Source organism: Rodentibacter caecimuris (assembly GCF_010587025.1).
Taxonomy (GTDB): Bacteria; Pseudomonadota; Gammaproteobacteria; order Enterobacterales; family Pasteurellaceae; genus Rodentibacter; species Rodentibacter caecimuris.
Window position 1 is genome coordinate 2,128,309 of record NZ_CP040863.1, and the last position, 26,460, is coordinate 2,154,768.

The following is a 26,460-nucleotide window of genomic DNA, read 5'->3' on the forward strand; positions in this document are numbered from 1 at the left end:
ATAAGATAATGAAAAAGTATTTGTTATTGGCATTACTGCCATTTTTGTATGCCTGTGGTGATTCTTCTAACCGTCATCGAGGTATTAATTACGATGAAGTGTTTGCGAAAGATACGCAAGGCTTAGATATTCTCATCGGACAGTTCTCTCACAATATTGACCGCATTTGGGGGGTAAACGAATTACTCGTCGCCAGCCGTAAAGACTACGTGAAATATACAGATTCTTTCTATACTCGTAGCCATGTGAGTTTTGATGAAGGCAACATAGTGATTGAGACACAAAGAGACCTCAATCGATTACATAATGCCATTGTACACACTTTATTAATGGGGTCTGATGCAAAAGGGATTGATTTATTTGCCTCAGGAGATGTGCCGATTAGTTCTAGACCCTTCCTTTTAGGGCAAGTAGTCGATAACAACGGACAACAAATTTCAAACCAATTTATTGCCGGCAATTTTGCTACCTATTTAATTCAAAACAAACTACAAACCCGCCACCTACAAAACGGTAATATGGTACAGTTTGTTGCGATTCCAATGATTGCTAACCACGTTGAAGTTCGTGCACAAAAATACTTACCATTAATACGAAAAGCAGCACAACGCTATGGTATTGATGAAAGTTTGATTTTAGGGATTATGCAAACCGAATCCAGTTTCAATCCTTATGCGATTAGCTATGCTAATGCTATCGGCTTAATGCAAGTCGTACCACACACAGCAGGACGTGATGTTTTTGCCATGAAAGGGCGAGGCGGTCAGCCTTCCGCACGTTATCTGTACGATCCGGCGAATAATATTGATGCCGGTGTATCCTACTTATGGCTTCTACAAAATCGATACTTGGATGGTATTACGAACCCTGCATCCAAACGATTTGCAATGATTTCCGCTTATAATAGCGGTGCGGGTGCGGTATTACGTGTGTTTGATAACGATAAAGATGAAGCTATTTACAAAATCAATCAAATGTATCCGGAGCAGATTTATCGTATTCTTACAACAATGCATCCGTCATCACAAGCCCGGAACTATCTTTTGAAAGTCGATCAAGCACAGAAAAAATTCCGTGTAAGACGATAATCTATCATCAAAAATTCCACTGTCTTTCTTAACTTAAAGGCAATCGTTTCAACGATTGCCTTTAGGTGTTGTTATACTCAGGCAAGGTCTGAGCATAAAAATATACGCTATACATATGTAATCAAAAAGCTTAAGCGGTGAGCAAATAAAATCCTCCTATAATGAATAAGGCTGACAAACAAAATTCAGCATATAGTAGGACAAGTCATGGCAAGTAAATCCAATGACGATTCAAGTCACACACAAGATGGAACTGTAAGTATCATATAGTCTTTATCCCGAAGTATTGAAGAAAGGCAATTTATGGAAAATTGCGAGTAGATATTAGGAAGAATATTAAGACAGCTGTGTAGTTATAAAGAAGTCGAAATTCTGGAAGCTCATGCAATGAAATATCTCACATTCATATGCTTTTGAAGATTCCCCCAAAGTTGGCAGTATCAAGTTTTATGGGATACTTGAAAGGTAAATCTTCGCTGATGATATTTGAAAGGCATGTGAATCTGAAATATCAATATGGAAATAGACACTTTTGGTCAAAGGGGTGCTATGTAAGTACGGTAGGGGTAAATACAAAAGTAGTCGAAGAATATATAAGGAATCAAGAAAAAGAAGATATGATTCAGGATAATTTATAGAAGAAAGAACATGTAGACCCCTTTAAGGGGTAAGCCATAAAGTTATAGTGTGGTTGTCGGTCTTTTCACATGCCCCTCAGGGGCATGTGAAGTACTAGGCACTTATAGAGTAGCCTAAAAATCGCTCGTTTTAGGGCGGATTGTTATTTTAACCATCTTATCAACCTGAAATACACTATATTGTTGTGTATTTTCTTTCTAGAAATTTTTTAATTTATTGGAATAAAGCACTAAACAGAGTGCAAGTACCATAATTAAAATTGCACCGGCAAATAGAAGAGTATCTACTGCATTTTCATGACTCACAATTATTAATCGGAGCATTGCCGTTATACCGGCATAAATAAAATAACGTAATGGAAAATGATAGCCGCTTTTAAAATATTGAACAATTAAGCCGATAAAACCGAAATACAAGAAAAACATTACAGCTTGTTCTGCCAAAGCATAAGGCACCACTGTAGAAGGATTTATCACCATTAAGGCAAGAGAATAAGTGATTTTGGCTAAGGCAATGATCAAAACAATAGAAAGTGCGATAAGTGCCGTACTTAATACATATTTAAGTATGTTAATAACAAATGCCGGTAATTTTTCTAATTGGTTCTCTTCCATTTTTTTCTTTCGTTTATTTTTCAGTAAAAAATATTTACAGGCTAATCGGTATTTGGCGAAAGTGCGGTCATTTTTTCTCGTATTTTAATCTGGTGAGTAATAGAGTTTTCCTATTTCAATTTTATGACGACCGGTTTCTTCACGCCATTTATTGCTATCGCGTAACGAATAGACACAGCCACAATATTCTTGTTGATAAAAACGTTCACGTTTACTGATTTCGATCATTCGCTGCGAACCGCCTTCTTTACGCCAGTTGTAATCCCAGTAAATGACATCATCATATTTTTCAGCCGCCCGGTGACCGCAACCATTAATTTGGTTCATATCTTTCCAACGGGATATGCCAAGACAACTGGTAAAAATAGGAAAACCGTGTTTATGAGCATATTCAGCCGCCTTTTCAAAACGCATATCAAAACACATGGTACAGCGAATACCGCGCTCCGGTTCCCATTCCATACCTTTGGCACGGTCAAACCAATTTTGGCGATCGTAATCCGCATCAATAAACGGAATACCGAATTTTTTGGCAAAACGAATATTTTCTTCTTTACGGATTAAATATTCTTTTAATGGGTGAATATTTGGGTTGTAAAAATAAATCGTAAATTCAATACCGGAAGCTAGAATTGCCTCCATAACTTCACCGGAACAAGGGGCGCAACAAGAATGAAGAAGAAGCTTATTGTGTCCGTTCGGTAATTCTAACTTTTCGCGAATAAAAGGTGCATTAGGATCTTTGCGAACCTTCTTAGATCGTGTAGGTTGAAAATGAGTTGTATTCTGTGTTTTCACGTTATTCATAAAGTGATCATCTAAAAGTAGAAAAAGGAATAAAATATTCCAATTGTTAGTAAGTTCTATCTACGGATAAATATGCCAAGGATATTAATGCTTGTGTGTATTGGTTTTCCGGTAGAACTGAAATCGCATCAACGGCTTTTTGTGCTTCTTGCTTTGCCCGTTCCATTGCATAATCCAGTGATTTGTGCTCCGCCATAATTGCCAATATTTCATCAATACACTCACGTTTACCGCCCTGTTCAATCGCTTCACGAATCAAGGCAGACTGTTCGGTATTGCCGTGGCGCATGGCGTGCAATAAAGGTAGGGTCGGTTTTCCTTCCATCAAGTCATCACCGATGTTTTTACCCAAATCTTGTGCGCTTGCACTATAATCTAGCACATCATCAACAAGCTGAAATGCTGTACCAAGATAACGACCATAATCTTGTAAGGCTTTTTCTTGGCTTTCCGTTGCATTTGCAACAATTGCCGCAGCTTGGCCTGCGACCTCAAATAAACGTGCGGTTTTGCTGTAGATCACACGCATATAATTGGCTTCACTGGTCTCCGGATCGTTCACGTTCATTAACTGTTGCACTTCACCCTCCGCAAGGACATTGGTGGCATCAGCCATGATACGAAGAATTTTTAAGGATTCCAATTGAGCAACAAGTTGGAATGCGCGTGTATAAATAAAATCACCGACCAACACGCTTGCGGCATTCCCGAATTCGGCATTTGCGGTAGCACGACCACGGCGCATATCCGATTCATCAACGACATCATCGTGTAATAGGGAAGCGGTATGGATAAATTCCACGAAAGTGGCACAAGTAATAGCGTTATCCCCTTGGAAACCTAAAGATCGTGCCGCAAGCACGGCGATCAACGGCCGGATCCTTTTTCCGCCGGCTTGAACGATGTAAAAGCCGAGCTGGTTAACCAGTGCGACGTCGGAATCAAGCTGAGTAAGAATATTCTGATTGACTTTTTGCATATCAGGCTCAGCTAATTGTTGAATGGCGCGCATATCCATTAAATCTTGTTTTTTCATCTTTTACGCTTGTTCCCAAATAAAAGTGCGGTACATTTTACCTGAGTTTTTATTTTTTCTAAAATTAATCCGTTAGAAAAGGGAATTTTTTTATTTTATTGTAAATAAATTCTTGCTATGAGATCGTTTTTCTCATAGAATTTGCGACCTATTTTATATGAATTTTGAAGTGTGGGCTGCCAAGGGCAGAGAAACACAATTAAGCGGAGTATTTATGTACGCAGTTTTCCAAAGTGGCGGTAAACAACACCGTGTGAGCGAAGGTCAGGTTGTTCGTTTAGAAAAACTTGAACTTGCAACTGGTGCAACAGTTGAGTTCGATTCAGTGTTGATGGTCGTTAACGGTGAAGATGTTAAAATTGGTGCACCGGTAGTTGCGGGTGCAAAAGTAGTGGCTGAAGTAGTTGCACAAGGTCGTGGCGAGAAAGTTAAAATCGTTAAATTCCGTCGTCGCAAACACAGCCGTAAACAACAAGGTCATCGCCAGTGGTTCACTGAAGTGAAAATCACTGGGATTCAAGCATAATTTCAGAGGAGATCAAATAGATGGCAACTAAAAAAGCTGGTGGTTCAACCCGTAACGGTCGCGATTCTGAAGCTAAACGCCTTGGTGTTAAACGTTTCGGTGGCGAATCTGTATTAGCAGGCAGCATTATCGTTCGTCAACGTGGCACGAAATTCCATGCCGGTAGCAATGTAGGTATGGGGAGAGATCACACCCTATTTGCAACTGCAGATGGTAAAGTTAAATTTGAAGTAAAAGGCGAAAAAAGCCGTAAATATGTAAGTATTGTTACTGAATAATTTAAAACTTATTTGATTGAAGCGCCCTGCAAAACTTTTGTGGGGCGTTTTTGTCTTTTTAACTTCTAACAAAGCGAGTAACTATGAAACAACAACCGCTATTAGGCTTTACTTTTGCATTGATTACAGCAATGGCTTGGGGATCATTACCTATCGCATTGAAACAAGTATTATCGGCAATGAATGCGCAAACTATTGTGTGGTATCGTTTTGTTGTTGCTACGATTGCTCTCTTTATTTTGCTGGCTTATAAAAAGAAATTGCCCGAATTTAGGAAAATTGGGCGATATGCTTGGCTTGCAATCATCGGAGTACTTGGACTCGCCGGTAATTTTTTGCTCTTTAGCCATTCATTAAATTATATTGACCCCTCAGTTGCACAAATTTTCATTCATCTATCCTCTTTTGGGATGTTAATCAGTAGTGTGATTATTTTTAAGGAAAAGCTAGGGTTACACCAAAAAGTTGGAATCTTGCTTTTACTAATCGGTCTTGGGTTATTTTTTAATGATCGTCTTAATATTTTTACCGAACTTAATCAGTATTCAATTGGCGTTATTTTAAGTGTTACGGCTTCGTTGGTATGGGTTGCGTACGGAATGGCACAAAAGTTAATGTTACGTAAATTTAGTTCGCAACAAATTTTATTAATGATGTATTTTGGCTGTGTGATTGTGTTTACGCCTATGGCTGAGTTTTCACAGGTACAAGACTTAACTCCTTTTACCCTGATTTGTTTTATTTATTGCTGTCTCAATACATTAATCGGTTATGGCTCTTACGCAGAAGCATTAAATCGCTGGGATGTTTCGAAAGTGAGTGTTGTGGTGATGTTAGTGCCGCTTTTCACGATTTTATTTTCTCATATCAGCCATAATATAAGTCCAAATCATTTTGCGGCGCCGGAATTAAATAGCATTAGCTATATCGGGGCATTTGTTGTAGTATGCGGAGCAATTTTATCTGCAATCGGACATAAATTACTATCACCGCACAATGCGAAATAATATAAAAGTGCGGTCAAATTTTGGAGAGTTTTAATGAAGTTTATAGATGAATCCCTAATTCGAGTGGAAGCGGGAGACGGTGGAAACGGCTGTGTTAGTTTTCGCCGTGAGAAATTTATCCCCAAAGGCGGGCCGGATGGCGGTGATGGCGGTGATGGTGGTGATGTCTATCTAATTGCCGACGAAAACCTTAATACGTTAATCGATTATCGCTTTAACAAACGTTTTGCTGCAGAACGTGGTGAAAATGGTCGCAGCTCCGATTGTACCGGTCGCCGTGGTAAAGATATTACGTTACCTGTACCTGTAGGAACCCGTGCCATTGATAATGATACAAAAGAAACCTTAGGCGATTTAACCAAACATGGTCAAAAAATGTTGGTGGCAAAAGGGGGGTATCATGGCTTGGGGAACACCCGCTTTAAATCTTCCGTCAATCGTGCACCCCGTCAAAAAACAATGGGAACACCGGGAGAAAAGCGTGATCTACTACTAGAGCTTATGCTACTTGCCGATGTAGGGATGTTGGGTTTACCTAATGCGGGCAAATCAACCTTTATTCGGGCTGTATCGGCGGCAAAACCTAAAGTAGCGGATTATCCGTTTACAACGTTGGTACCAAGTCTTGGTGTGGTAAAAATGGATGAAGCCCGTAGCTTTGTCGTTGCTGATATTCCGGGATTGATTGAGGGGGCGGCAGAAGGTGCCGGCTTAGGGATTCGTTTCCTAAAACACTTGGAACGCTGTCGAGTGCTTATTCATCTTGTGGATATCCGTCCGATTGATGGTTCTGATCCGGCGGATAATGTCGCTATTATTGAATCTGAATTGTTCCAATACAGTGAAAAATTAGCTGAAAAACCGCGTTGGTTGGTGTTCAATAAAATTGATACGATGACTGATGAAGAAGCTCATGAGTGTGCAAAAGACATTGCCGAACGCTTGGGATGGGATGAAGAGTATTACTTAATCTCAGCGGCGACAGGTAAGAATGTTTCTTCGCTCTGTCGTGATATTATGGATTTTATTGAAGCTCATCCACGAGAAACGGAAGAACAGCAGCTCGCACCGGAAGAGGTCAAATTTAAATGGGAAGATTATCATCAAGAACAATTGGCGGAGCATCAATTAGAAGATGAGGACGATTGGGATGATGATTGGACAGAAGAAGATGACGAAGGTATAGAGTTTATTTACAAACCTTAATCCGTCTAACAAAAGTGCGGTTGATTTCATTGTTAAAATCGACCGCACTTTATTTTTTTAGATAGAAAAATTATCCACGATTGGCATTTTTCATAATTCGCTCTTTTGCTACTCGCCATTCGCGATCTTTAATGTCATCGCGTTTATCATGTTGTTTTTTCCCTTTAGCCAAACCGATTTTAATTTTTGCCCAAGCACCTTTCCAGTAAAGAGAAAGAGCAACAATGGTGAATCCGTCACGACCGGCTTTACCAAAAAGCGATTCTAATTCCCGCTTGTTGAGTAGGAGTTTTCGGGTTCGAGTAGGATCACATACGACATGGGTTGAAGCCAAACTGAGTGGCTGGATAGTCGCCCCAAATAAATAGGCTTCTCCATTTTTGAAAATAATGTAGCTGTCGCTAATATTTGCCTTACCCGCACGCATGGATTTGACTTCCCAGCCTTGTAATTCCAGCCCTGCCTCAATTTCATCTTCAATGAAATAATCATGGCGGGCTCGTTTATTAAGGGCGATAGTATTTGAACCCGGTTTTACTTTCTTTTTTGTCATAACTCATTATGTGTTTAAATTTTTGCTGATTTTACCGAATATGTTTCTTGATCGCAAAGTCGGGTAATTAAAAGAGAGAGGAATGGAGAGAATTTAAACTGAAAATAAGGAAACCAAGCTAAAAAACTGACTTTATTACCCCTTATTCAGCGTATCCAAAAAGGCCACAAAGGCTCGTTTTTGCAGATTGGATAAGTTATCCTATTTTTGATTGATTTCCACTTCTTTTAATTCTTCTTGCATTAATGCCGCGGGCATACAATCTTGAAAAAACCAACTGATAGGGGTGTTAAAAAAGATCGCAATATCAATCAAATGATTTACATTGATTTTACTTACGCCACGTTCATAACGAGAAAGTTGCTGCTGAGATAAATTGATACATTCCGATAACCTCTCTGCAGAGTAGCCAAATTCTTTTCTTTTTTGTTGAATGCGCTGCCCAATTGATTTATCTGCCGCTGCTGCCAATAACTGTGCCATTATTAATCTTCAAAATACTCATTTATTCACATTTTGTCGTTTTTTAGGCTTGAAAACAGAGCTATAGATAAGTGAAATTAAATTTGTTTACTTATCTATAGATAGGTAACCCGTAAAATTTCTATATTTCACTCATTTAAGAGGTTTCCTATGAAAAAATATTTGCTTTCTATTATTCTTGCCGGATTTTTGACTGCTTGTGGTAGCGGCGGTGGTGCTGGTACTGGTACTGCAACGACACCCGATGGCACCAAAATTGATTTGACGAATAGTCCAAAAGGACACGTGTCAGCAAAAACCGCTGATGGCGAGTTTTATGGCAAAAATAATAATGACTCCTTCTACGGTCTTTGGATAAATGACGCCAAAACAGTAAAAGAAACCCGCTTTCAAGGTACGAAAGCAACCAATTTACCTTCCGGTTCGGCAACTTATGTGGGGGATGCCTATTGGGTAAGTGGAATGACAGGCAATCCAAGTCGAGGCGGAAAAACAACCTTAAATGTAGATTTTGATCAAAAATCTGTCGATGGAAAAATTGAATTTAGTTTGTTAAATGACGGACGTAGTCAAGATATTACGCTACACAGAACCCAACTCAATGGAACGGAATTTAAGGGAGAAGCGTCTACCTTGTTAGAAAAAGGCACTTATCAAGGCGGATTATTCGGTAATGGGGCAAAAGAAGCTGCGGGTATCGTTGATTTTAACAATGATAGCTATGATACCTCTTTTGGCGGTATCCGTTACTAACCAGTTTGGCTGCCTATGATTTTTAGAAATTAATAGGCAGTTTTTTATTATGCGATATTTTATTCTTTTTTCTGTTTAGTCAGTTCCGTTGTTTATTCAAGTGAGCTTGAAGAATCGCTCAAGCAAGCTATTTATCAAGGAGATACCACCCATATTCAAAATTTGCTTGTGCAGTATCAAGCTCAGCCACACACGGATAAAACGTTACTTGATTACAGCCAAGCTAAGTTAGCGTTTTTACGCCAAGATTATGGGCAAGCTATTAAAATTTATAGACAAATCATTAGCGAACGTCCTGAGCTTCATTCTATCCGTATGGAACTAGCCATTGCGTTATTTGTTGATCGTCAAGACTGGGCGGCGAGATTGCAACTGGATAAAGTGAAAAGCGTTAAAGATTTACCCGCTTCCGCTTATGAACGGATTAATCGTTATATTGACGCGATTAATGAGCGTAACGCCTGGCAAGTTGAGGGCAGTATTGCGTTTCTTAAAACAAATAATGTTGACAATGTTTCCTCTTCACCGGCCATTGAAAATACAGGGTTTGTCAAAAATTCAAAAATGTTACCTCAAAAAGCCACAGGTGTAGCATATTCTTTCGGCGTGAATCGTGATTTTAATTTAGTCAATTCCCATTATTTGAGTGTAAGTAACGATATTCTCGGTAAAACCTACTGGGATAATCATCAATTTGATGATCTTTTTAACCGTACTTTACTTGGTTATGCTTACAAAAAGAATGATTTTATCTTCCGAATCCAACCCTTTTTTGAAAAGCGTTGGTATGGTGGTGAGGTATTTCATTGGTCAAATGGCATTGAATTAAGCTATAGCCTGTGGTTATCACAAAATTGGCAAAATCAAACATCACTTTCTAGCGAGAAAAGGCATTTTTTTAAAGATAATCCCCAAGCCGGCCGAATTAATACTATTTCCACAACCTTTATTTGGTATCGCAATCCCAAACAAATTTTGTATATCGGTACGGCGTTAGCAGAAGAAAAACTGCTAGAACGCCAATATAGTTCAATGATTAAAAATATCAGACTAGGCTGGCTGCAAGAATATCAATGGGGAATTTCAACAAAACTCAACATTGGGTTTATCCAACGCCAATTTAAAGCGGATGCCGTACTTGGCGGCATAATTCCTCTTGGTAAGACTCGAAAAGATAAAATTTATACATTTCTTGCTCAAGTATGGAAACGGGACTGGCATCTTTATGGCATTACGCCTAAATTAACTTTTGAATGGCGAAAACAGCAGAGTAATTTGAAGACCCTTTATCATTATAAAACGCAGAATCTTATCATTATTTTTGAAAAGACATTTTAATATTGAGGTTGAGGGCGAACCGGATTCGCCCATAAAAAGGAAGAGAAAGCACTGTTTTTACGATTCAATTTCGCCACAGAATCGATACCCCTCACCATGAATTGTCGCAATAATTTCAGGAGTCTCAGGATGATCTTCAAAATGTTTACGAATACGGCGAATCGTTACATCTACGGTACGATCTTGGGGTTTAAGCTCACGCCCGGTCATTTTTCTTAATAGTTCTTCACGGGTTTGTAATTTACCTGGATTTTCACAGAAGTGTAACATCGCACGGAATTCACTACGGGGTAATTTAAATATTTCTCCTTCCGGATTGATAAGATTGTGACCGTTTAAATCTAATGTCCAACCGTTGAAACGATAAAACTCACGTTCACTATTGTTCTCTTTTTCATGCTGTAACATCACACGATGTAATAAATTGCGGGCGCGAATAGTTAATTCACGAGGATTGAAAGGCTTAGTAAGGTAATCATCCGCACCGATTTCCAGTCCTAAAATTTTATCTACTTCATTATCCCGACCGGTTAAGAACATAAGAGGCAGATTATCATATTCACGCAATTCCCGAGCTAATAGGAGACCATTTTTACCCGGTAGATTAATATCCATCACGATTAAATTAACTTTGCTATTTTTTAAAATTTCGTGCATTTGTACGCCATCTTGCGCTTCAAGAACGGTATAGCCTTCCGCTTCAAAAATTCCTTTCAATGTATTGCGGGTAACGATTTCATCTTCAACAATGAGAATCTGTGGTATCGCCATATTTCGCCCTCTTTTTACTTACTTTGAGTGATGCCCTATTTTATCTTTGTAACATTGTTGTAACAACGGAAAAGTGCGGTTATTTTTTATGATCTTTTCATTTTTATGATCTAAATCATACTTTTTTAGTTTTTAGAATGTCTTTATGTTAGAATTTTTCCCCTCTCAATTTATGCTTTCGCCTATGAAAAAATACGTTCTTTTTTTTACACTGATTTTTACCGTGTTTGCAAGTCAAGCAGGGTTATTCAATAGTAAATCCGCTTTTTTGAGTATTGATGAGGCCTTTCCTATTTCAGCTCAAATTTCATCGGATAAAAAACAGTTATCTATTCGTTGGGATATTGCCGAAGAGTACTATCTTTACCAAGAAAAAATCACAGCTAAGGCGAGTTCCGCTCCTCAACAACTTTCGGTGAATTTCAACCAAAATGCTGAAATACACGACGATCCCTATTTCGGACGCGTCGCCGTTTTTACAAAACCTTTGGTGGCTTATTTTTCCGGTGAAGCCTTTGGGGATAACCAGAGTATTGAGGTTTCCTATCAGGGATGCACGGAAGGATTTTGTTATCCGCCGGAAGTCAGAACGTTGAAAGTCAGCGATTTGCCTATTGCCTCGTCGGAAGAAAAAACACAGCAAAATTCAACCGCACTTTTAGCGGAACAAGATCGTTTAGCGGCGGGCTTGTTCCAAAGTAAATATGCGGTATTCGGCTTTTTCTTACTTGGGCTGGGATTAACTTTTACACCTTGTGTATTACCTATGCTGCCATTGCTTTCCTCTATCGTAATTGGCCAGCAACAACGTCCGAATATGCTGCGAGCTTTTTCCTTAAGTTTTCTTTATGTTCAAGGGATGGCGCTCACTTATACCTTGCTAGGGCTCACTGTTGCGGCAATAGGCTTGCCATTTCAAATTGCATTACAACACCCTTATGTGATGATTGGGCTTTCCGTGCTGTTTACGCTGCTTGCATTATCGATGTTTGGCGTATTTACCTTACAGTTGCCAAGCGCCTTACAAACTAAACTCAATACATGGAGCCAAAAACAAACATCGGGTGCTTTTGGTGGTGCCTTTTTAATGGGGATGATCGCCGGGCTGGTTGCCTCGCCTTGCACTTCGGCGCCACTTTCCGGTGCATTGCTTTATGTCGCACAAAGCGGCGATCTTGTTACAGGGGCAATGACGCTCTATTTGTTGGCATTAGGGATGGGCATTCCGTTAATGCTTATCACGTTATTCGGCAATAAAATTTTGCCAAAATCAGGCGAATGGATGAATACGGTTAAACACAGCTTTGGTTTTGTTATGCTGGCATTGCCGGTATTTTTGCTGTCCCGTATTTTGCCCGAAACTTGGGAACCGCGTTTATGGGCGTTATTAGCAAGTACTTTTTTTGTTTGGTTTGCCTTACAAATGCCTAAAAACGGCTTAGGTTATGGTGTAAAAGTGCTGGCTTTTGTTTGTGCAATGGTCACTGTACAGCCTCTACAAAATCTGCTTTGGCAACACCAATCTGTTACTCAAAGTGCGGTTAATAATACGGACATTTCTCATGTTAAATTTCAGCGCGTTCAAAATCTGCAGGAATTAAATGAGGCTCTGGCAAACAATCCTCATCGGATTGCATTGCTGGATCTGTATGCCGATTGGTGTGTAGCTTGTAAAGAATTTGAGCAATATACATTCAGTAACAAACAGGTTCAAAATGCGTTTGAAAATGTACTTTTGCTCCAAGTGGATATGACAAAAAACAGCCCTGAAAATAAAGCCATAATGGAACGCTATCAGGTGTTAGGTTTACCAACGATTTTATTTTTGGATCAAACAGGCAAGGAAATACAAGGTAGCCGTGTAACCGGTTTTATGGAGGCGGAAGTATTTTTAAATTGGCTAAATAAATTCGTCATCCATTAACTATTTTTGACGTAGAGTAAAAAGTCTTTTTCAAACTTTGCGCTTGTTTAACAAAATGCGAATAGATATGATCTACAGGCTTTTTAATTTATCTTTTAACAAGGAAACTTTATGAACAATCTTGAAAAATTTCGTCCTTATGTTTTAGCCTTACTACGCATTGTTGTTGCTTATATGTTTATCTTGCACGGCACTGCTAAATTTTGGGAATTTCCAATCTCTATGACCGGTGGCAATGGCGCCGTTACCGACCCATTAATGATTGTCGGTGGGGTGATTGAAATTGTCGGCGGTATTTTAGTGTTGTTAGGCTTGTTTACCAGAGCCGCAGCCTTTATTTTATCCGGTCAAATGGCGTATGCCTATTTCTTTATGCACGTAGCAGGCAAAGGGAACTTATTCTTCCCAATTGCAAATGGCGGCGAACTGGCATTACTTTATTCTGTTGTTTTCTTCTATTTTGTTTTTGCAGGTGCCGGAGCATTGTCATTAGACAATAAATTTAAGAAAAACTAACTTTTAGGTTTAACACTTTATACCTCTCAAATAGCCCACGTAATGTGGGCTTTCTTTAAAACGATTTCACTTCTCCGCACTTTACTTGCCGCTTATTTTTGTTGAATCTTTTCTATATTTACGCAACCGTTTGCGTTATAATCTGCGCGCTTATTTTTTTAACCCATCTATGAAAGGAAAATATAATGATAGATCGCCCTATTCGTCAGGCTTTGTTAAGTGTTTCAGATAAAACCGGTATTGTGGAATTTGCCCAAGGGCTTATTCAACGTGGAGTAAAATTGCTTTCTACCGGCGGCACGGCAAAACTCTTAGAACAAAATGGTTTGCCTGTGACCGAAGTGTCTGACTATACGGGATTTCCTGAGATGATGGATGGTCGTGTGAAAACGTTGCATCCAAAAGTACATGGTGGGATTCTGGGGCGTCGTGGAACGGATGACGCCATCATGCAACAGCATGATATTGAAGGCATTGATATGGTGGTGGTCAATTTATATCCCTTTGCACAAACTGTCGCGAAACTCAATTGCACGTTGGAAGATGCCGTGGAAAATATTGATATCGGCGGGCCGACCATGGTACGTTCGGCGGCAAAAAATCATAAAGATGTAGCGATTATTGTCAATAATCATGATTTTAATGCCATTCTTGCAGAAATGGATCAACATCAAAATCGCCTTACATTGGAAACCCGCTTTGATCTTGCCATCAAGGCCTTTGAACATACAGCGCAATACGATTCAATGATTGCAAACTATTTTGGTCAGCTCGTTAAACCTTATCATGTGGCGGCGGAAGAAGATACTAATGCTAAGTGCGGTCAATTTCCTCGCACATTAAATCTGAATTTTGTGCGAAAACAAACCATGCGTTATGGTGAAAATGCTCATCAAAATGCGGCGTTTTATGTGGATCTTAACGTGAAAGAAGCGAGCGTGGCAACGGCGACACAATTACAAGGTAAAGCGCTTTCTTATAACAATATTGCTGACACTGATGCCGCCCTTGAATGTGTGAAAGAATTTGATGAGCCCGCTTGTGTTATCGTGAAACACGCTAATCCGTGTGGCGTGGCATTAGGAAAAGATATTTTAGAAGCCTACAACCGTGCTTATCAAACCGATCCGACTTCCGCTTTTGGTGGAATCATCGCCTTTAACCGTGAACTGGACGAAAAAACCGCGACTGAAATTGTAGAACGCCAATTTGTGGAAGTGATTATTGCACCGAAAGTATCAGCAGAAGCTGTCGAGGTGGTTAAGCGCAAGAAAAATGTCCGACTGCTTGAATGCGGAGAATGGCAAGAACGTACTCAGCGTTTAGACTTCAAACGTGTAAATGGCGGTTTATTGGTACAAGATGCAGACTTAGGCATGGTCGGTTTGGACGATTTAAAAGTAGTGAGCAAACGTCAACCGACCGAACAGGAACTCAAAGATTTATTATTCTGCTGGAAAGTGGCGAAGTTCGTGAAATCCAATGCGATCGTTTACGCCAAAAATAACCAAACCATCGGCATTGGCGCAGGTCAAATGAGTCGAGTTTATTCCGCTAAAATTGCCGGTATTAAAGCGCAAGACGAAGGGTTAGAAGTTTCAGGTTGTGTAATGGCTTCCGATGCGTTCTTTCCATTCCGTGACGGCATTGATGCTGCGGCGAAAGTGGGAATCCAATGCGTGATCCATCCGGGTGGCTCTATGCGTGATCAGGAAGTGATTGATGCGGCGGACGAGCATGGGATGGTGATGGTGTTGACGGGGATGAGGCATTTTAGACACTAGGAATAGTCGTGTTTATTAGTTAATTGAAATCGGATTTCGCCCGATTGGGCGACTTACTTTTCTTTGCTTGTGCAAAGCAAAGTAAGCAAAAGAAACACACCCCCAGTTAAATCGCTATTCTTTGCTTGGTTTCAATTTTCTTAACGGCAATTTTCTGAACTCGCAACTATGTTGCTCAAACAGACGAAAATTGCCTAAAAATTGAAAGTCGCAAAGGCGATTTATATGGGGACTAAGTTTGTCAGTGCATTTAATGTAAAAGTGCGGTTAATTTTAAAATGGTTTTATTCCATGGAAAATATAACGAATTCTGACCGCACTTTGAAGGTTTATAGAAGGAACAAGTCGGGTTCCCTTCTTTTCCGCCTTTGTGGAGTTGAATTTGTAGGAAATTTTCGTCTGTTTGAGCATAGCGAGTTCAGAAAATTTCCGTTAAGCAAATTCAATGAAACAAAGGAAATAAGGAAAAGCAGGGTTGCCTTTCTTTTTGCTTACTTTTTCTTTGGCAAAGCAAAGAAAAAGTAAGTCGTCATTGGCGAAACCCGAATAAAATCAAAAAACACTTTTGACAACCACAACATAAACATTATAAGGATCATCATGAATATTTTAATCATCGGAAACGGCGGTCGTGAACACGCGCTTGCTTGGAAAGCGGCTCAATCTCCACTAGCCAAAAAAGTTTTTGTCGCACCCGGCAACGCAGGAACGGCACTGGAAAGCAACATTGAAAACGTTAATATTGCAGTTACTGATATTCCGGCACTTGTTAAATTCGCGCAAAATAATCAAATCGGCTTAACCATTGTTGGGCCTGAAGCTCCGTTAGTTATCGGTGTGGTGGATGCATTCCGTACGGCAGGATTAAAAATTTTCGGGCCAACACAAGCGGCAGCCCAATTAGAGGGTTCGAAAGCTTTTACTAAAGATTTCTTAGCTCGCCACAAAATTCCAACAGCGGAATATCAAAATTTCACAGAGGTAGAACCGGCATTAGCATATTTGCGGGAAAAAGGTGCGCCAATTGTCGTGAAAGCAGATGGTTTGGCTGCCGGTAAAGGCGTGATTGTAGCGATGACACTACAGGAAGCGGAAGAGGCGGTACGTGATATGTTATCGGGCAATGCCTTTGGTGAGGCGGGTAGCCGAGTGGTGATCGAAGAGTTTTTAGATGGTGAAGAAGCCAGTTTTATTGTGATGGTGGATGGCAAAAATGTTGAACCGATGGCAACCAGTCAAGATCATAAACGCGTGGGTGAGAACGATACCGGGTTGAATACAGGGGGAATGGGCGCTTATTCACCTGCACCGGTGGTTACAGCTGAGATTCACGATCGCATTATGCAGGAAGTCATTTATCCGACTGTAAACGGCATGGCGGCGGAAGGTAATGTTTACACCGGTTTCTTATATGCCGGTTTGATGATTATGCCGAACGGTCAACCGAAAGTGATCGAATTTAACTGCCGTTTTGGTGATCCGGAAACCCAACCAATTATGTTGCGTTTGGAGTCAGATCTAGTTGAACTTTGTCTTAAAGCCTGTGAGGGTAAGTTAGATGAAATTCAATCCCAATGGAATCCAAAAGCTTCATTGGGCATTGTATTAGCGGCGGAAGGCTATCCGGGGGATTATCGCAAAGGCGATGAAATTATCGGTTTGCCGCAAAGTGCGGTTGAAAATGAAAAAGTTTTCTTAGCGGGCGTAGAAGCCAAAGAGGGGAAATTGCTTACCAATGGCGGTCGCGTATTATGTGCCACAGCCTTAGGCGACAGCGTATTTGAAGCACAACAAAAAGCGTTGAAACTAGCAGAACAAATCCGATGGAACGGTCGTTTTTATCGTCGTGATATTGGTTATCGTGCGGTTGCTCGTGAAACACAAAAATAATGGAAAAATAACCGCACTTGGCGTTAATTTTTTTCATTCACCTAAATAGGAAAATGACATGGATTACAAGAACAAATCACTCTGTCGCATTCGTACCATTAGTTTTTTCTTAACATTACGTAAGGATAAAACACAATGGGAAGCCGCACTCCGTTCAGTGAAACATGAAGTCGATTTGTTGTTGCCGGCGATACAAAAATCCGGTTATGTTTTGCAATCCATTCGGATTATTACCAATCCTTTCGGTGAATATTTAGATTTAACTGATGTGAACAATGCAAAAGCGGATTTACAGTATTTAACGGGGTTACTCAATAAATTAAATGAAAGTGGCGTACGTATCCGATTTGCGATTGGCGCCGCAAGCAATGTACACGAAATTGCATTGCTGCCTGAACTTATTGCTGATTATGGTGATTTATGTAATGTTTGCGTAAATGTACCGTTAGATGAAAATGGTATTTTAGATAATCATTTAATTGAGCAATCCGTTAGTGCGGTGCAACGTATTGCTCAAATAACCCCACGTGCTGAAGGTAATTTCAACTTTACTGTAAATTTTAACTGCAAACCCTTTATTCCCTATTTTCCCGCAGGTTATCATTTGAGCCATTTGCCGAATAGTTTTGTTATTGGTTTGGAAACACCGGATTTGTTGGTCGCTGCGTTAAAATCAGTTTCAAAATCCTCTCATAATCAGTTTTATGCCGATTGTTATCAGTCTATGCTGAAAGCACTACAACATCATGTAGATGAAATTCTTACCACGTTAAGTGCGGTTAAATTATCCGGCAATTTTGAATTTGTCGGTATTGATAGCTCGGCGGCACCATCGAAAAACTGTGCTTCTATAACGGAATTGTATGAGCTTATGGGAGTACCATATTTGGGGGCTGCCGGTACGATTGAAGTATCGGCATTACTAACCAAAGTATTTAAATCTGTGCAAAACGTGCCGTTGGTGGGATTCTCAGGTCTAATGTTGGCAGTAACGGAAGATCTCGGTTTAGCACAAGCTACACAACAGGAACAGTTTGATATTCGCTCATTGCTTACTTATAGTGCTGTATGCGGTATAGGCTTAGATACGGTACCTGTGGCTGGTAACGCTAGTGCAGCAAGTATTGCTGCGATTATGCGTGATACAGGGACGATGGCATTTCGTTTAAATAAGCCATTGACCGTGCGTTTATTCCCTATTCCGAACAAAATTGCTGGTGAAATATCTGAGTTTGAAAGCGATGATCTTTGTAATTGTCGCATTCTGGGCATTCCATACTAAGAGTAGAAAATATTGAGAAAATGACCGCACTTTTCCTATGAATCTTTTTCATTCCTTAGATGAAAAAATATGTACTAAATTTTAATTAAATTTAAACCAATAAGCGGTTACACTATAGATCGCAATCACATAACAGGAGAACACAATGTTTACTAAAAATATGAATATCGCTGACTACGATCCGGTATTATGGCAAGCGATTCAGGATGAAAACCGCCGTCAGGAAGAACATATCGAATTAATCGCTTCTGAAAACTATGCCAGCCCGCGTGTGATGGAAGCACAGGGTTCGCAGTTTACCAATAAATATGCTGAAGGCTATCCGGGTAAGCGTTATTATGGCGGCTGTGAATATGCGGACATTGTGGAACAACTCGCTATTGATCGTGCAAAAGAGTTATTCGGTGCCGATTATGTGAATGTTCAACCGCACTCTGGCTCTCAAGCCAATGCGGCAGTGTATGGCGCATTGATTAATGCCGGTGATACTATTTTAGGAATGGATCTAGCGCACGGCGGCCACTTAACACACGGTGCAAAAGTAAGTTTCTCCGGTAAAATTTATAATTCGGTGCTTTATGGTATCACAGCGGACGGTTTGATTGATTATGAAGATGTGCGCCAAAAAGCATTGGAATCTAAACCAAAGATGATTGTAGCCGGTTTCTCTGCTTACTCTCAGGTAGTTGATTGGGCGAAGATGCGTGAAATTGCCGATGAAGTTGGGGCATATTTATTTGTGGATATGGCACACGTCGCAGGATTAATTGCTGCGGGATTATATCCAAATCCATTACCGCACGCCCACGTAGTGACAACAACGACCCATAAGACTCTAGGCGGTCCACGTGGCGGTTTAATTCTTTCCTCTTGTGGTGATGAAGAGATCTATAAAAAATTACAATCCTCCGTATTCCCTGCGAATCAAGGTGGCCCGTTAGTTCACATTATTGCAGCAAAAGCGGTATGTTTTAAAGAAGCCTTAGAGCCGGAATACAAAGTATATCAAGCCAACGTATTGAAAAATGCGAAAGCGATGGTAGAAGTATTTAAACAACATGGTTTTGATGTAGTATCAAACGGTACGGAAAATCACTTGTTCTTGGTGAGTTTCATCAAACAAGGCTTAACCGGTAAAGCTGCCGATGCGGCATTAGGTAAAGCAAACATTACCGTGAATAAAAACTCGGTACCAAATGATCCGCAAAAGCCATTTGTGACTTCAGGTATTCGAATAGGCACTCCATCAGTAACCCGTCGTGGTTTTAATGAACAAGATTGTCGTGATTTAGCCGGTTGGATGTGTGATATTTTAGATGTACTTGGCAAAGAAAACGAAGAACAAGTTATTGAAGCGACCAAAGAAAAAGTATTAGCAATTTGTAAACGTCTTCCTGTTTACCCTGCATAATATATATTTAGGAAGCGGATTGTGTGTTAGTGGCGGTGGATATCGCCGCTTATTTTTTTATATAAAAGGGTAAAAGTTGTACAACATATAACTTTCTGTTTTAGAGAGTATGTTCTTTGTATTTTAACTTTTAGAAAGAAGAAAAGGCAGGATAACTGCCTCTTATTTACGGCATTATGTAGCGAATGCACCATTTAAAGGAAAATGTAGGGGTGCCACTGGCGTCCGTAAAAATTAAATGATTTCAAAAGCTTGTTTGTGTAACTGCTACATAATACCGCTTACTTGAAAAAGTGCGGTTAATTTTGACCGCACTTTCATTGATTAAGGGAGTTCATCCACTTCTTTATCTACTTTTGGCGGAATCATATGTTCACGTCTCAATCCGACATCATAAGCAATGGCAATTGCAATAAAGATGGAGGAATAAGTACCGAATCCAATCCCGACAAGCAATGCGAGGGAGAAGTTATGAATAGACGGGCCGCCGAAGAAGAACAGTGCAATAACGACAATAAGCGTAGTTGCAGAAGTCATAATTGTTCTTGATAAAGTTTGGGTCAGGGAAATATCAATAATATCAATTGTATCCAATCGTCTGATTTTGCGGAAATTTTCACGAACCCGGTCAAACACGACGATACTATCATTGATGGAATAGCCCACTACGGAAAGAATTGCCGCTACGAAAGTTAAGTCCATTTCCACTTGTAAAGCTGAGAATACACCAAGAGTAATCACAACGTCGTGGGCGAGAGAAGCGATTCCCCCTAAGCCTAAACGCCATTCAAAACGTGAGCCGATATAAATTAGCATCATAGCCAGTGTGGCTAAAGTGGCATAAACCGCTCCTTGTGCCAATTCTTCCCCTACGTTAGGTCCAACGAATTCGATACTTTTAATTTTAATACCGGAGTCGAGTTCTACTAACATTGATTTTACCCGATCACCAATACCTGAATCATTATCAGAGGCCGGTAAGCGAATCATCACATCCTGAACGGAGCCGGTAGTCTGCACAACAGGGCTTTCAATACCGTGTTGTTTCAGTTTGTTGCGGATCTGCTCAAGATTTGCCGTTTGAGAAAAGTGAGTATCGAATACTACACCGCCGGTAAAATCTAACCCCCAGTTAAAGCCCTTTGTGACGATAAAAAACATTGAAATCGCCATAAAAAGTGCTGAAACAACGTAGCCCCATTTACGTATTTTCATAAATTCGGCTAACGGGAACGGAAGTTTAATTCCGTTAATTTCTTTGATGAGATGTCCGTTTTTATCTCTTGCGAAAAGTGCCATAGTCACCTCAATTAAATAGAAAGTTTTTCAACACGTTTACCACCATAGATTGCATTTACCAGAGCGCGAGTTCCGGTAATAGCGGTAAACATGGAAATTGCCACACCCAGTGAAAGGGTAATTGCAAAACCTTGAATCGGGCCGGTTCCCACTGCGTAGAGAATAATGGCCGTTAAGATAGTGGTTAGGTTTGCATCGAAAATAGAGGTAAATGCTCCGTTGTAACCTTCATTAATAGCCTGTTGGATAGGGCGTCCGTTACGAATCTCTTCTTTAATTCGCTCAAAGATCAATACGTTGGCATCCACCGACATCCCAAGGGTTAACACGATACCTGCAATCCCCGGCATAGACAATGTTGCCCCCGGAAGAATAGACATTAAACCGACTAACAAGACAATATTAATAACCATTGCAAGGCTTGCGATAATACCGAAAAGCTTATAGTAGATAAGCATAAATACGATAACAGAGATTAATCCCCAAAAGCTGGCGTTCATACCTTGCTCAACATTTTGTGCACCAAGTGATGGACCGATCGTGCGCTCTTCCACAATTTGTATCGGAGCGATTAACGCACCTGATTTTAATAAAGTGGAAAGATTATTGGCTTCCGCCAGGCTGCCAACACCGGTAATTTGAAAGTTTGCGCCAAAGCGAGCCTGAATCGTGGCTACGTTGATAACCTCTTCGCTTTTCTCAAGAATGGTTTTACCGTTCTCATCTTTCTTGCCGTTGTCTTTATATTCAACATAAAGGGTTGCCATTGGTTTTTTATAGTATTTTTTGGTGAGTTGAAGCATTTGCTCCCCACCTTCACTATCTAGAGTGACACTTACCTGTGGCGTTCCAGATTGATGATCGAGTGCTGCACTTGAGTTGATGATATGTTCACCGCCTAAAGACGGGCGTTTTAACAAGACAATGGGACGACCTTCACGATTATATTTCACTTCTGAATCAGACGGGATAATACCGCGAGCTGCCGCTTCCGAATTTACCGTAGAGTTCACCATTCGGAATTCAAGGGTTGCTGTTGCGCCAAGAATTTCTTTCGCACGTGCAGTATCCTGTACACCCGGCAATTCAATGACGATACGTTCTGCACCTTGACGCTGTATTACCGCTTCTGCTACGCCTAATTCTGAAACACGTTTACGCAAAATTGTTAAGTTTTGCTCAATCGCTAAATCGCGTGCTTCATTAAGTGCGGTCGTAGATAGGGATAAATTTAGCGTATCGTTGCCTGAATCGCTCACTTCTAAGGTTGGGTGAGCTTGGCGAATAATACGGGTCGCTTTTGAGAGTTGTTCGGGATTGGCAAGCGTAATGGTTGTACCGAAATGATCGGCATTCTTAATCCCCGTGTATTGAATTTTTTCTTTACGAAGATCGTTACGCAATGTGTCCTGTAATTGCTCTTGACGTTTTGCCAGTGCGGAGTTCATATCCACTTCCATCAAGAAACGAACCCCACCGCGTAGATCTAAGCCCCATTTCATAGGGTTTGCTCCGATACTGCTTAACCAAGTAGGGGTTGCCGGTGCAAGGTTTAAAGCCGTGCTATAGTTCGTACCGAGTTTTTCGGCAATTTTATCCTTAGCAAGTAACTGATCGTCCGTATTATTGAAGCGGGCTAAAATAGAGCCTTGTTCAAGAACAATCGATTTTGTTGAAAGATTATTGGCTTTTAACACCTCTTGAACTTGTCCTAATGTAGTCGTATTGGCTTGTAGCCCGCGAGTACCTGAAATTTGCACGGCGGGATCTTCACCATAAATATTTGGAAGAGAGTATAAAACACCAATGGCGACCACGAGGATCACCATTAGATTCTTCCATAATGGGTAACGATTTAACATGGTTGTCTCTTTATGAATGGAGGATTAAAGAGTCTTTACAGAACCTTTTGGAAGAATAGTCACAATATAGTTACGGTTGATTGTGATTTCCGTCGTTTCATTTAATGCAATCACCACACTGTTATTATCTTCAATTACTTTGGTGATTTTGCCCATCATACCGCCGGCAGTGAGCACTTCAGTGCCTTTGGCTAATTCAGACATTAATTTTTTGTGTTCTTTGTTACGCTTCGCTTGAGGGCGATAAATCATAAAGTAAAAAATTAAACCGAAAATCACGAAAATAACTAATGTGGACATTGGGCTTTGAGCTTCCATTTGATGTTTTCCTTATTAAACTTAAGTTGAAAATTGGGCGATAAAATACCATAAATCGCACAAAATGTGAAAAGCATATTGATTGATCGCAGAATTTATTGCAACCCAAGTTTCTCAACTGCTTTACTTATGATGCGTCTATACCAGAAAGGGGAAATTTCTTATTGGATTAAATCGGGCAAACTACCTCATGAATTTTAAAGGTACACGGCTATCCATATAAAAATACGCACTATCATTATCTATGCGTTAATGATCACACAAAACATAGTAAATATAAGTAATAAAAAAATGAGTGTTGATAAAATTTTAGTCGAACCCCAAAATATAGGTGGTATTCCCATTGAACGTTTGTTGCCGGAACCACAAAGCAATTTAGCCCATTAGTTGGGAGCGATATGCAATTTAAACACGCACAGGCATTTGAGATTGATCGTGTACCAAGTTTTGAATACGGCATTTTAGTCTTAAAAGGCGAAATAAAAGTAAATGGGGTGAGTTATAAAGCCGATGAACTGGCGGTTTTATTTGATTGCCAACATGCAAATATGGCATTAAACCTATGGGAAGAGGCAGGAACAAATATTATGTTGTTAGTCGGTGAGCCATTGCCACACTCAACAGTGATGTGGTGGAACTTTGTGGCGGGCAGTAAAGAGGCATTGGAGCAGGCCGTTGAAGATTGGAATAACGGTCCCCCTCGTTTTAGTGATATTAATCTTGATGGTAGCGTATTAAAACGTTTACCGGCACCTCAAGTTCCCAATAAATTACGTTAGACACATAAATAGCAAAACAGGAATCCTTGTTACGTTTCATTACGAACAAGGATTTTTTACAGCACGAAACTTTTCTTGTAAAAAATCACATAATGAATGTTCACCAATGCTATTGGTTATTTAAAAAATACTCGGTTTATTCCTACAAATCTTAACTGAAAGCAAGTAAAATGCCCCTGTTTTTTACTTGTTTAATTTTTTTAGGAGTGACTATGGCAGCGGAAAGTTCAGGTGATTTAATTCGAGTGGTGGCATTGCTGGGTGCCGCAGTGGTGGCGGTGCCATTATTTAAACGCATAGGATTGGGATCGGTGTTGGGGTATCTCGCTGCCGGATTGGCTATTGGCCCCTATGGTTTACAGGTGATTGGTGATCCTCACGCAATTATTCATCTGGCTGAATTTGGTGTCGTGATGTTCTTATTTGTGATTGGACTTGAAATGAAGCCTTCACACCTTTGGGGATTACGTCGTCAGATTTTTGGACTAGGCAGTATGCAAGTGATCATTTCTGCTATTTTAATGACGATCGTGGGAGCGCAATTTGGTGTATCTTGGGAAGTGGCGTTTGTCTCTTACGCAGGTTTTGTATTGACATCCACCGCAATTGTGATGCAAGTATTAGGTGAACGCAAAGAACTTTCTACAAACGCGGTCAAAAAATCGTCTCAATTTTATTATTTGAAGATCTTCTGATTGTCCCATTACTTGCTATTGTTGCTTCCCTCTCTCCTTTTGAAAAAACTGAAGCTTCCATGCCTTGGTGGCAATCTGCGGGCATTGCTATGCTCGCCTTAGCGGTATTAGTGTTTATTGGCCGTTTCATTTTAAATCCGGTTTTCCGTATTTTGGCGAATGCTAAAGCCCGTGAAGTCATGACTGCTGCTGCACTTTTTGTGGTATTGGGGGCCGCATTATTAATGGAAGAAGCCGGTTTATCTATGGCAATGGGCGCTTTTGTAGCAGGTGTAATGCTTTCCGAATCTGCCTTCCGCCATCAATTGGAGGCGGATATTGAGCCTTTCCGTGGTTTATTGCTGGGGCTTTTCTTCCTTGACGTGGGAATGGCGTTAGATTTAAAAGTCGTTGCAGAAAACTGGCAATTAATCCTTTTAGGCGTGATTGTATTAATGCTCACCAAAGGTGTCTGTATTTATGTTGTAGCACGTGTTGCTAAAAGTACTCATAAAACAGCATTAGAACGAGCGCTCTTAATGGCACAAGGTGGGGAATTTGCTTTTGTGCTTTTTGCGGCAGCCCTGTCAAAAGGAGTGATTGATGAAACGGTAAATGCCAATATGACGGCAATTGTTGTGCTTTCTATGGTGATGACGCCGCTCATTCTTGTGCTTTATGAAAAATATGGATCGAAAGAAATTGCAGAAGAAATTGAACCTGATGAAATTGATGAACAGCATCCGATACTTATTATCGGTATGGGACGTTTTGGACAAATCGTAAATGACTTGCTCCGTTTAAGTGGTTATGCCACAACAGTGGTAGATCTTAATCCAACGATGATTAAAGGTTTTAATGAATATGGCATTAAATCTTATTTTGGCGACGCTTCCCGCCGTGAGTTTTTAATTGCCGCGGGATTGGAACAAGCGGAAATGCTCGTGGTTGCTATTGATAACAAAGAACAGGCATCCGCTATCGTACATTTTGCCCGTGAAGTAAATCCGAATATTAAAATTATTGCTCGTTCTTATGACCGTTTTCATACATTTGATTTATATAATTCCGGTGCGAATGACGTTATACGTGAAACATTCGATTCTGCAGTGCGTACCGGACGTACCGCGTTAGAAGGGTTAGGTATGGAATCTGAAGTGGCAAAAGAAATTTCGGAATATTATTTCCATGCTGATCGTCATGAAGTGAAATTAATGTCTCAAGTTTATGAACCAAAATCAGAATTCTTTAAAAGCCCGGTATTGCAAGATATTGCGAGGGAAGGCGACCAAAAAATGGCGGCAGATATTCAAGAAATCTTGATAAGAGCAAAAGAAAAAGAACAAGAACAAGAAGAAAATAGTATTATGTAGCAAATGTAGAAGATAAAAATTTATACAAAATGTAGGAGCATACTACGTATGCTCCGCAGCTATTGATATTACGTGTACTGTATCCCCACTATCACATGAAAATATCAGTTTTGTGCAACTGTTACACAATATCGGAAGAAAACTAAAAATTTTGACAAAAATGAGAAACTAGGACGTAGGTTGAATTAAATGGGATTAATTTGTCCAAGACCATTATGAAATGAGGCTCTACGTAATGCAAATCCTATT

At 40.1% G+C, this 26,460-nt stretch carries 24 protein-coding genes and 2 pseudogenes; 17 read left to right on the plus strand and 9 right to left on the minus strand.

Annotated features, from left to right (window positions below; all coding sequences use genetic code 11):
- The first annotated feature begins 8 nt into the window (after positions 1-8).
- Positions 9-1,088, plus strand: a complete 1,080-nt coding sequence (mltC, locus tag FEE42_RS10455; RefSeq protein ID WP_164028504.1) for a membrane-bound lytic murein transglycosylase MltC — start codon at positions 9-11, stop codon at positions 1,086-1,088.
- A 207-nt stretch (positions 1,089-1,295) separates the two neighbouring features.
- Positions 1,296-1,726, plus strand: a pseudogene (tnpA, locus tag FEE42_RS10460) (IS200/IS605 family transposase).
- Between the two features lie 198 nt (positions 1,727-1,924).
- On the opposite strand, the gene psiE reads toward tnpA, so the two are convergent.
- The 3 genes from psiE to ispB all read right to left on the minus strand — a co-directional run bounded on the left by psiE (position 1,925) and on the right by ispB (position 4,184).
- Positions 1,925-2,341: a phosphate-starvation-inducible protein PsiE gene (gene psiE, locus FEE42_RS10465; protein ID WP_059367866.1), complete on the minus strand. Its 417-nt coding sequence runs from the start codon at positions 2,339-2,341 to the stop codon at positions 1,925-1,927.
- Positions 2,342-2,425: 84 nt separating this feature from the next.
- Positions 2,426-3,148, minus strand: a complete 723-nt coding sequence (locus FEE42_RS10470) for an epoxyqueuosine reductase QueH (RefSeq protein ID WP_164028505.1) — start codon at positions 3,146-3,148, stop codon at positions 2,426-2,428.
- Positions 3,149-3,194: 46 nt separating this feature from the next.
- The gene (gene ispB / locus FEE42_RS10475; RefSeq protein WP_135968729.1) at positions 3,195-4,184 is read right to left on the minus strand and encodes an octaprenyl diphosphate synthase; all 990 of its coding nucleotides are present in this window, start codon (positions 4,182-4,184) and stop codon (positions 3,195-3,197) included.
- Positions 4,185-4,398: 214 nt separating this feature from the next.
- On the opposite strand from ispB, the gene rplU reads away from it, so the two are divergent.
- The 4 genes from rplU (at position 4,399) to cgtA (ending at position 7,201) form a co-directional block, all read left to right on the plus strand.
- Positions 4,399-4,710 carry a 50S ribosomal protein L21 gene (gene rplU / locus FEE42_RS10480; RefSeq protein ID WP_005626416.1) on the plus strand — a complete coding sequence of 104 codons (312 nt, stop codon included), beginning with the start codon at positions 4,399-4,401 and terminating at the stop codon, positions 4,708-4,710.
- Between the two features lie 20 nt (positions 4,711-4,730).
- Entirely contained in the window at positions 4,731-4,988 is a 258-nt protein-coding gene (rpmA, locus tag FEE42_RS10485; RefSeq protein WP_005760959.1) for a 50S ribosomal protein L27, read from the plus strand.
- Between the two features lie 83 nt (positions 4,989-5,071).
- A complete protein-coding gene (locus FEE42_RS10490; RefSeq protein WP_059367856.1) occupies positions 5,072-5,995 on the plus strand; it encodes a DMT family transporter in 924 nt (307 codons plus the stop codon).
- A 33-nt stretch (positions 5,996-6,028) separates the two neighbouring features.
- Positions 6,029-7,201, plus strand: coding sequence for an Obg family GTPase CgtA (cgtA, locus tag FEE42_RS10495; protein ID WP_059367853.1), 1,173 nt, complete (start codon positions 6,029-6,031; stop codon positions 7,199-7,201).
- 70 nt (positions 7,202-7,271) lie between these two features.
- On the opposite strand, the gene smpB is transcribed toward cgtA, so the two are convergent.
- Positions 7,272-7,754, minus strand: a complete 483-nt coding sequence (smpB, locus tag FEE42_RS10500; protein WP_059367850.1) for an SsrA-binding protein SmpB — start codon at positions 7,752-7,754, stop codon at positions 7,272-7,274.
- A gap of 201 nt (positions 7,755-7,955) precedes the next feature.
- On the minus strand, positions 7,956-8,237 hold the full coding sequence (locus FEE42_RS10505) for a helix-turn-helix domain-containing protein (RefSeq protein WP_164028506.1): 282 nt from the start codon (positions 8,235-8,237) through the stop codon (positions 7,956-7,958).
- Between the two features lie 150 nt (positions 8,238-8,387).
- Between FEE42_RS10505 and FEE42_RS10510 the strand changes: the two genes are divergently transcribed.
- Positions 8,388-8,990, plus strand: a complete 603-nt coding sequence (locus FEE42_RS10510; protein WP_164028507.1) for a factor H binding protein domain-containing protein — start codon at positions 8,388-8,390, stop codon at positions 8,988-8,990.
- A 54-nt stretch (positions 8,991-9,044) separates the two neighbouring features.
- A complete protein-coding gene (locus FEE42_RS10515) occupies positions 9,045-10,328 on the plus strand; it encodes a surface lipoprotein assembly modifier (RefSeq protein ID WP_164028837.1) in 1,284 nt (427 codons plus the stop codon).
- A gap of 57 nt (positions 10,329-10,385) precedes the next feature.
- Here the strand turns inward: FEE42_RS10515 and arcA are convergent, their stop codons facing one another.
- Positions 10,386-11,099, minus strand: a complete 714-nt coding sequence (gene arcA, locus FEE42_RS10520) for a two-component system response regulator ArcA (RefSeq protein ID WP_077582883.1) — start codon at positions 11,097-11,099, stop codon at positions 10,386-10,388.
- Positions 11,100-11,283: 184 nt separating this feature from the next.
- Between arcA and FEE42_RS10525 the strand changes: the two genes are divergently transcribed.
- The 7 genes from FEE42_RS10525 to glyA all read left to right on the plus strand — a co-directional run bounded on the left by FEE42_RS10525 (position 11,284) and on the right by glyA (position 19,906).
- The gene (locus FEE42_RS10525; protein WP_164028838.1) at positions 11,284-13,023 is read left to right on the plus strand and encodes a protein-disulfide reductase DsbD; all 1,740 of its coding nucleotides are present in this window, start codon (positions 11,284-11,286) and stop codon (positions 13,021-13,023) included.
- Positions 13,024-13,134: 111 nt separating this feature from the next.
- Positions 13,135-13,539: a DoxX family protein gene (locus FEE42_RS10530; protein ID WP_059367830.1), complete on the plus strand. Its 405-nt coding sequence runs from the start codon at positions 13,135-13,137 to the stop codon at positions 13,537-13,539.
- Between the two features lie 185 nt (positions 13,540-13,724).
- On the plus strand, positions 13,725-15,323 hold the full coding sequence (gene purH, locus FEE42_RS10535) for a bifunctional phosphoribosylaminoimidazolecarboxamide formyltransferase/IMP cyclohydrolase (RefSeq protein WP_164028508.1): 1,599 nt from the start codon (positions 13,725-13,727) through the stop codon (positions 15,321-15,323).
- Between the two features lie 225 nt (positions 15,324-15,548).
- A complete protein-coding gene (locus FEE42_RS10540; RefSeq protein WP_157888089.1) occupies positions 15,549-15,848 on the plus strand; it encodes a hypothetical protein in 300 nt (99 codons plus the stop codon).
- Between the two features lie 75 nt (positions 15,849-15,923).
- Positions 15,924-17,213 carry a phosphoribosylamine--glycine ligase gene (gene purD / locus FEE42_RS10545; protein WP_164028509.1) on the plus strand — a complete coding sequence of 430 codons (1,290 nt, stop codon included), beginning with the start codon at positions 15,924-15,926 and terminating at the stop codon, positions 17,211-17,213.
- A gap of 58 nt (positions 17,214-17,271) precedes the next feature.
- Positions 17,272-18,495 (plus strand): DUF711 family protein, encoded by a 1,224-nt coding sequence (locus FEE42_RS10550; RefSeq protein ID WP_164028510.1) that lies wholly within the window; start codon positions 17,272-17,274, stop codon positions 18,493-18,495.
- A 145-nt stretch (positions 18,496-18,640) separates the two neighbouring features.
- Positions 18,641-19,906: a serine hydroxymethyltransferase gene (gene glyA / locus FEE42_RS10555; protein WP_135968734.1), complete on the plus strand. Its 1,266-nt coding sequence runs from the start codon at positions 18,641-18,643 to the stop codon at positions 19,904-19,906.
- A gap of 324 nt (positions 19,907-20,230) precedes the next feature.
- On the opposite strand, the gene secF is transcribed toward glyA, so the two are convergent.
- The 3 genes from secF to yajC are packed head-to-tail and all read right to left on the minus strand — an operon-like array spanning position 20,231 to position 23,385.
- The gene (secF, locus tag FEE42_RS10560) at positions 20,231-21,205 is read right to left on the minus strand and encodes a protein translocase subunit SecF (protein ID WP_059367818.1); all 975 of its coding nucleotides are present in this window, start codon (positions 21,203-21,205) and stop codon (positions 20,231-20,233) included.
- 11 nt (positions 21,206-21,216) lie between these two features.
- The gene (gene secD / locus FEE42_RS10565; RefSeq protein WP_164028511.1) at positions 21,217-23,067 is read right to left on the minus strand and encodes a protein translocase subunit SecD; all 1,851 of its coding nucleotides are present in this window, start codon (positions 23,065-23,067) and stop codon (positions 21,217-21,219) included.
- Between the two features lie 24 nt (positions 23,068-23,091).
- Positions 23,092-23,385: a preprotein translocase subunit YajC gene (gene yajC, locus FEE42_RS10570; protein ID WP_059367816.1), complete on the minus strand. Its 294-nt coding sequence runs from the start codon at positions 23,383-23,385 to the stop codon at positions 23,092-23,094.
- Between the two features lie 398 nt (positions 23,386-23,783).
- On the opposite strand from yajC, the gene FEE42_RS10575 reads away from it, so the two are divergent.
- Positions 23,784-24,164 (plus strand): pirin-like C-terminal cupin domain-containing protein, encoded by a 381-nt coding sequence (locus FEE42_RS10575; RefSeq protein ID WP_237184428.1) that lies wholly within the window; start codon positions 23,784-23,786, stop codon positions 24,162-24,164.
- Between the two features lie 212 nt (positions 24,165-24,376).
- A pseudogene (locus FEE42_RS10580) lies at positions 24,377-26,211 on the plus strand (monovalent cation:proton antiporter-2 (CPA2) family protein).
- The last annotated feature ends 249 nt before the right edge of the window (positions 26,212-26,460 follow it).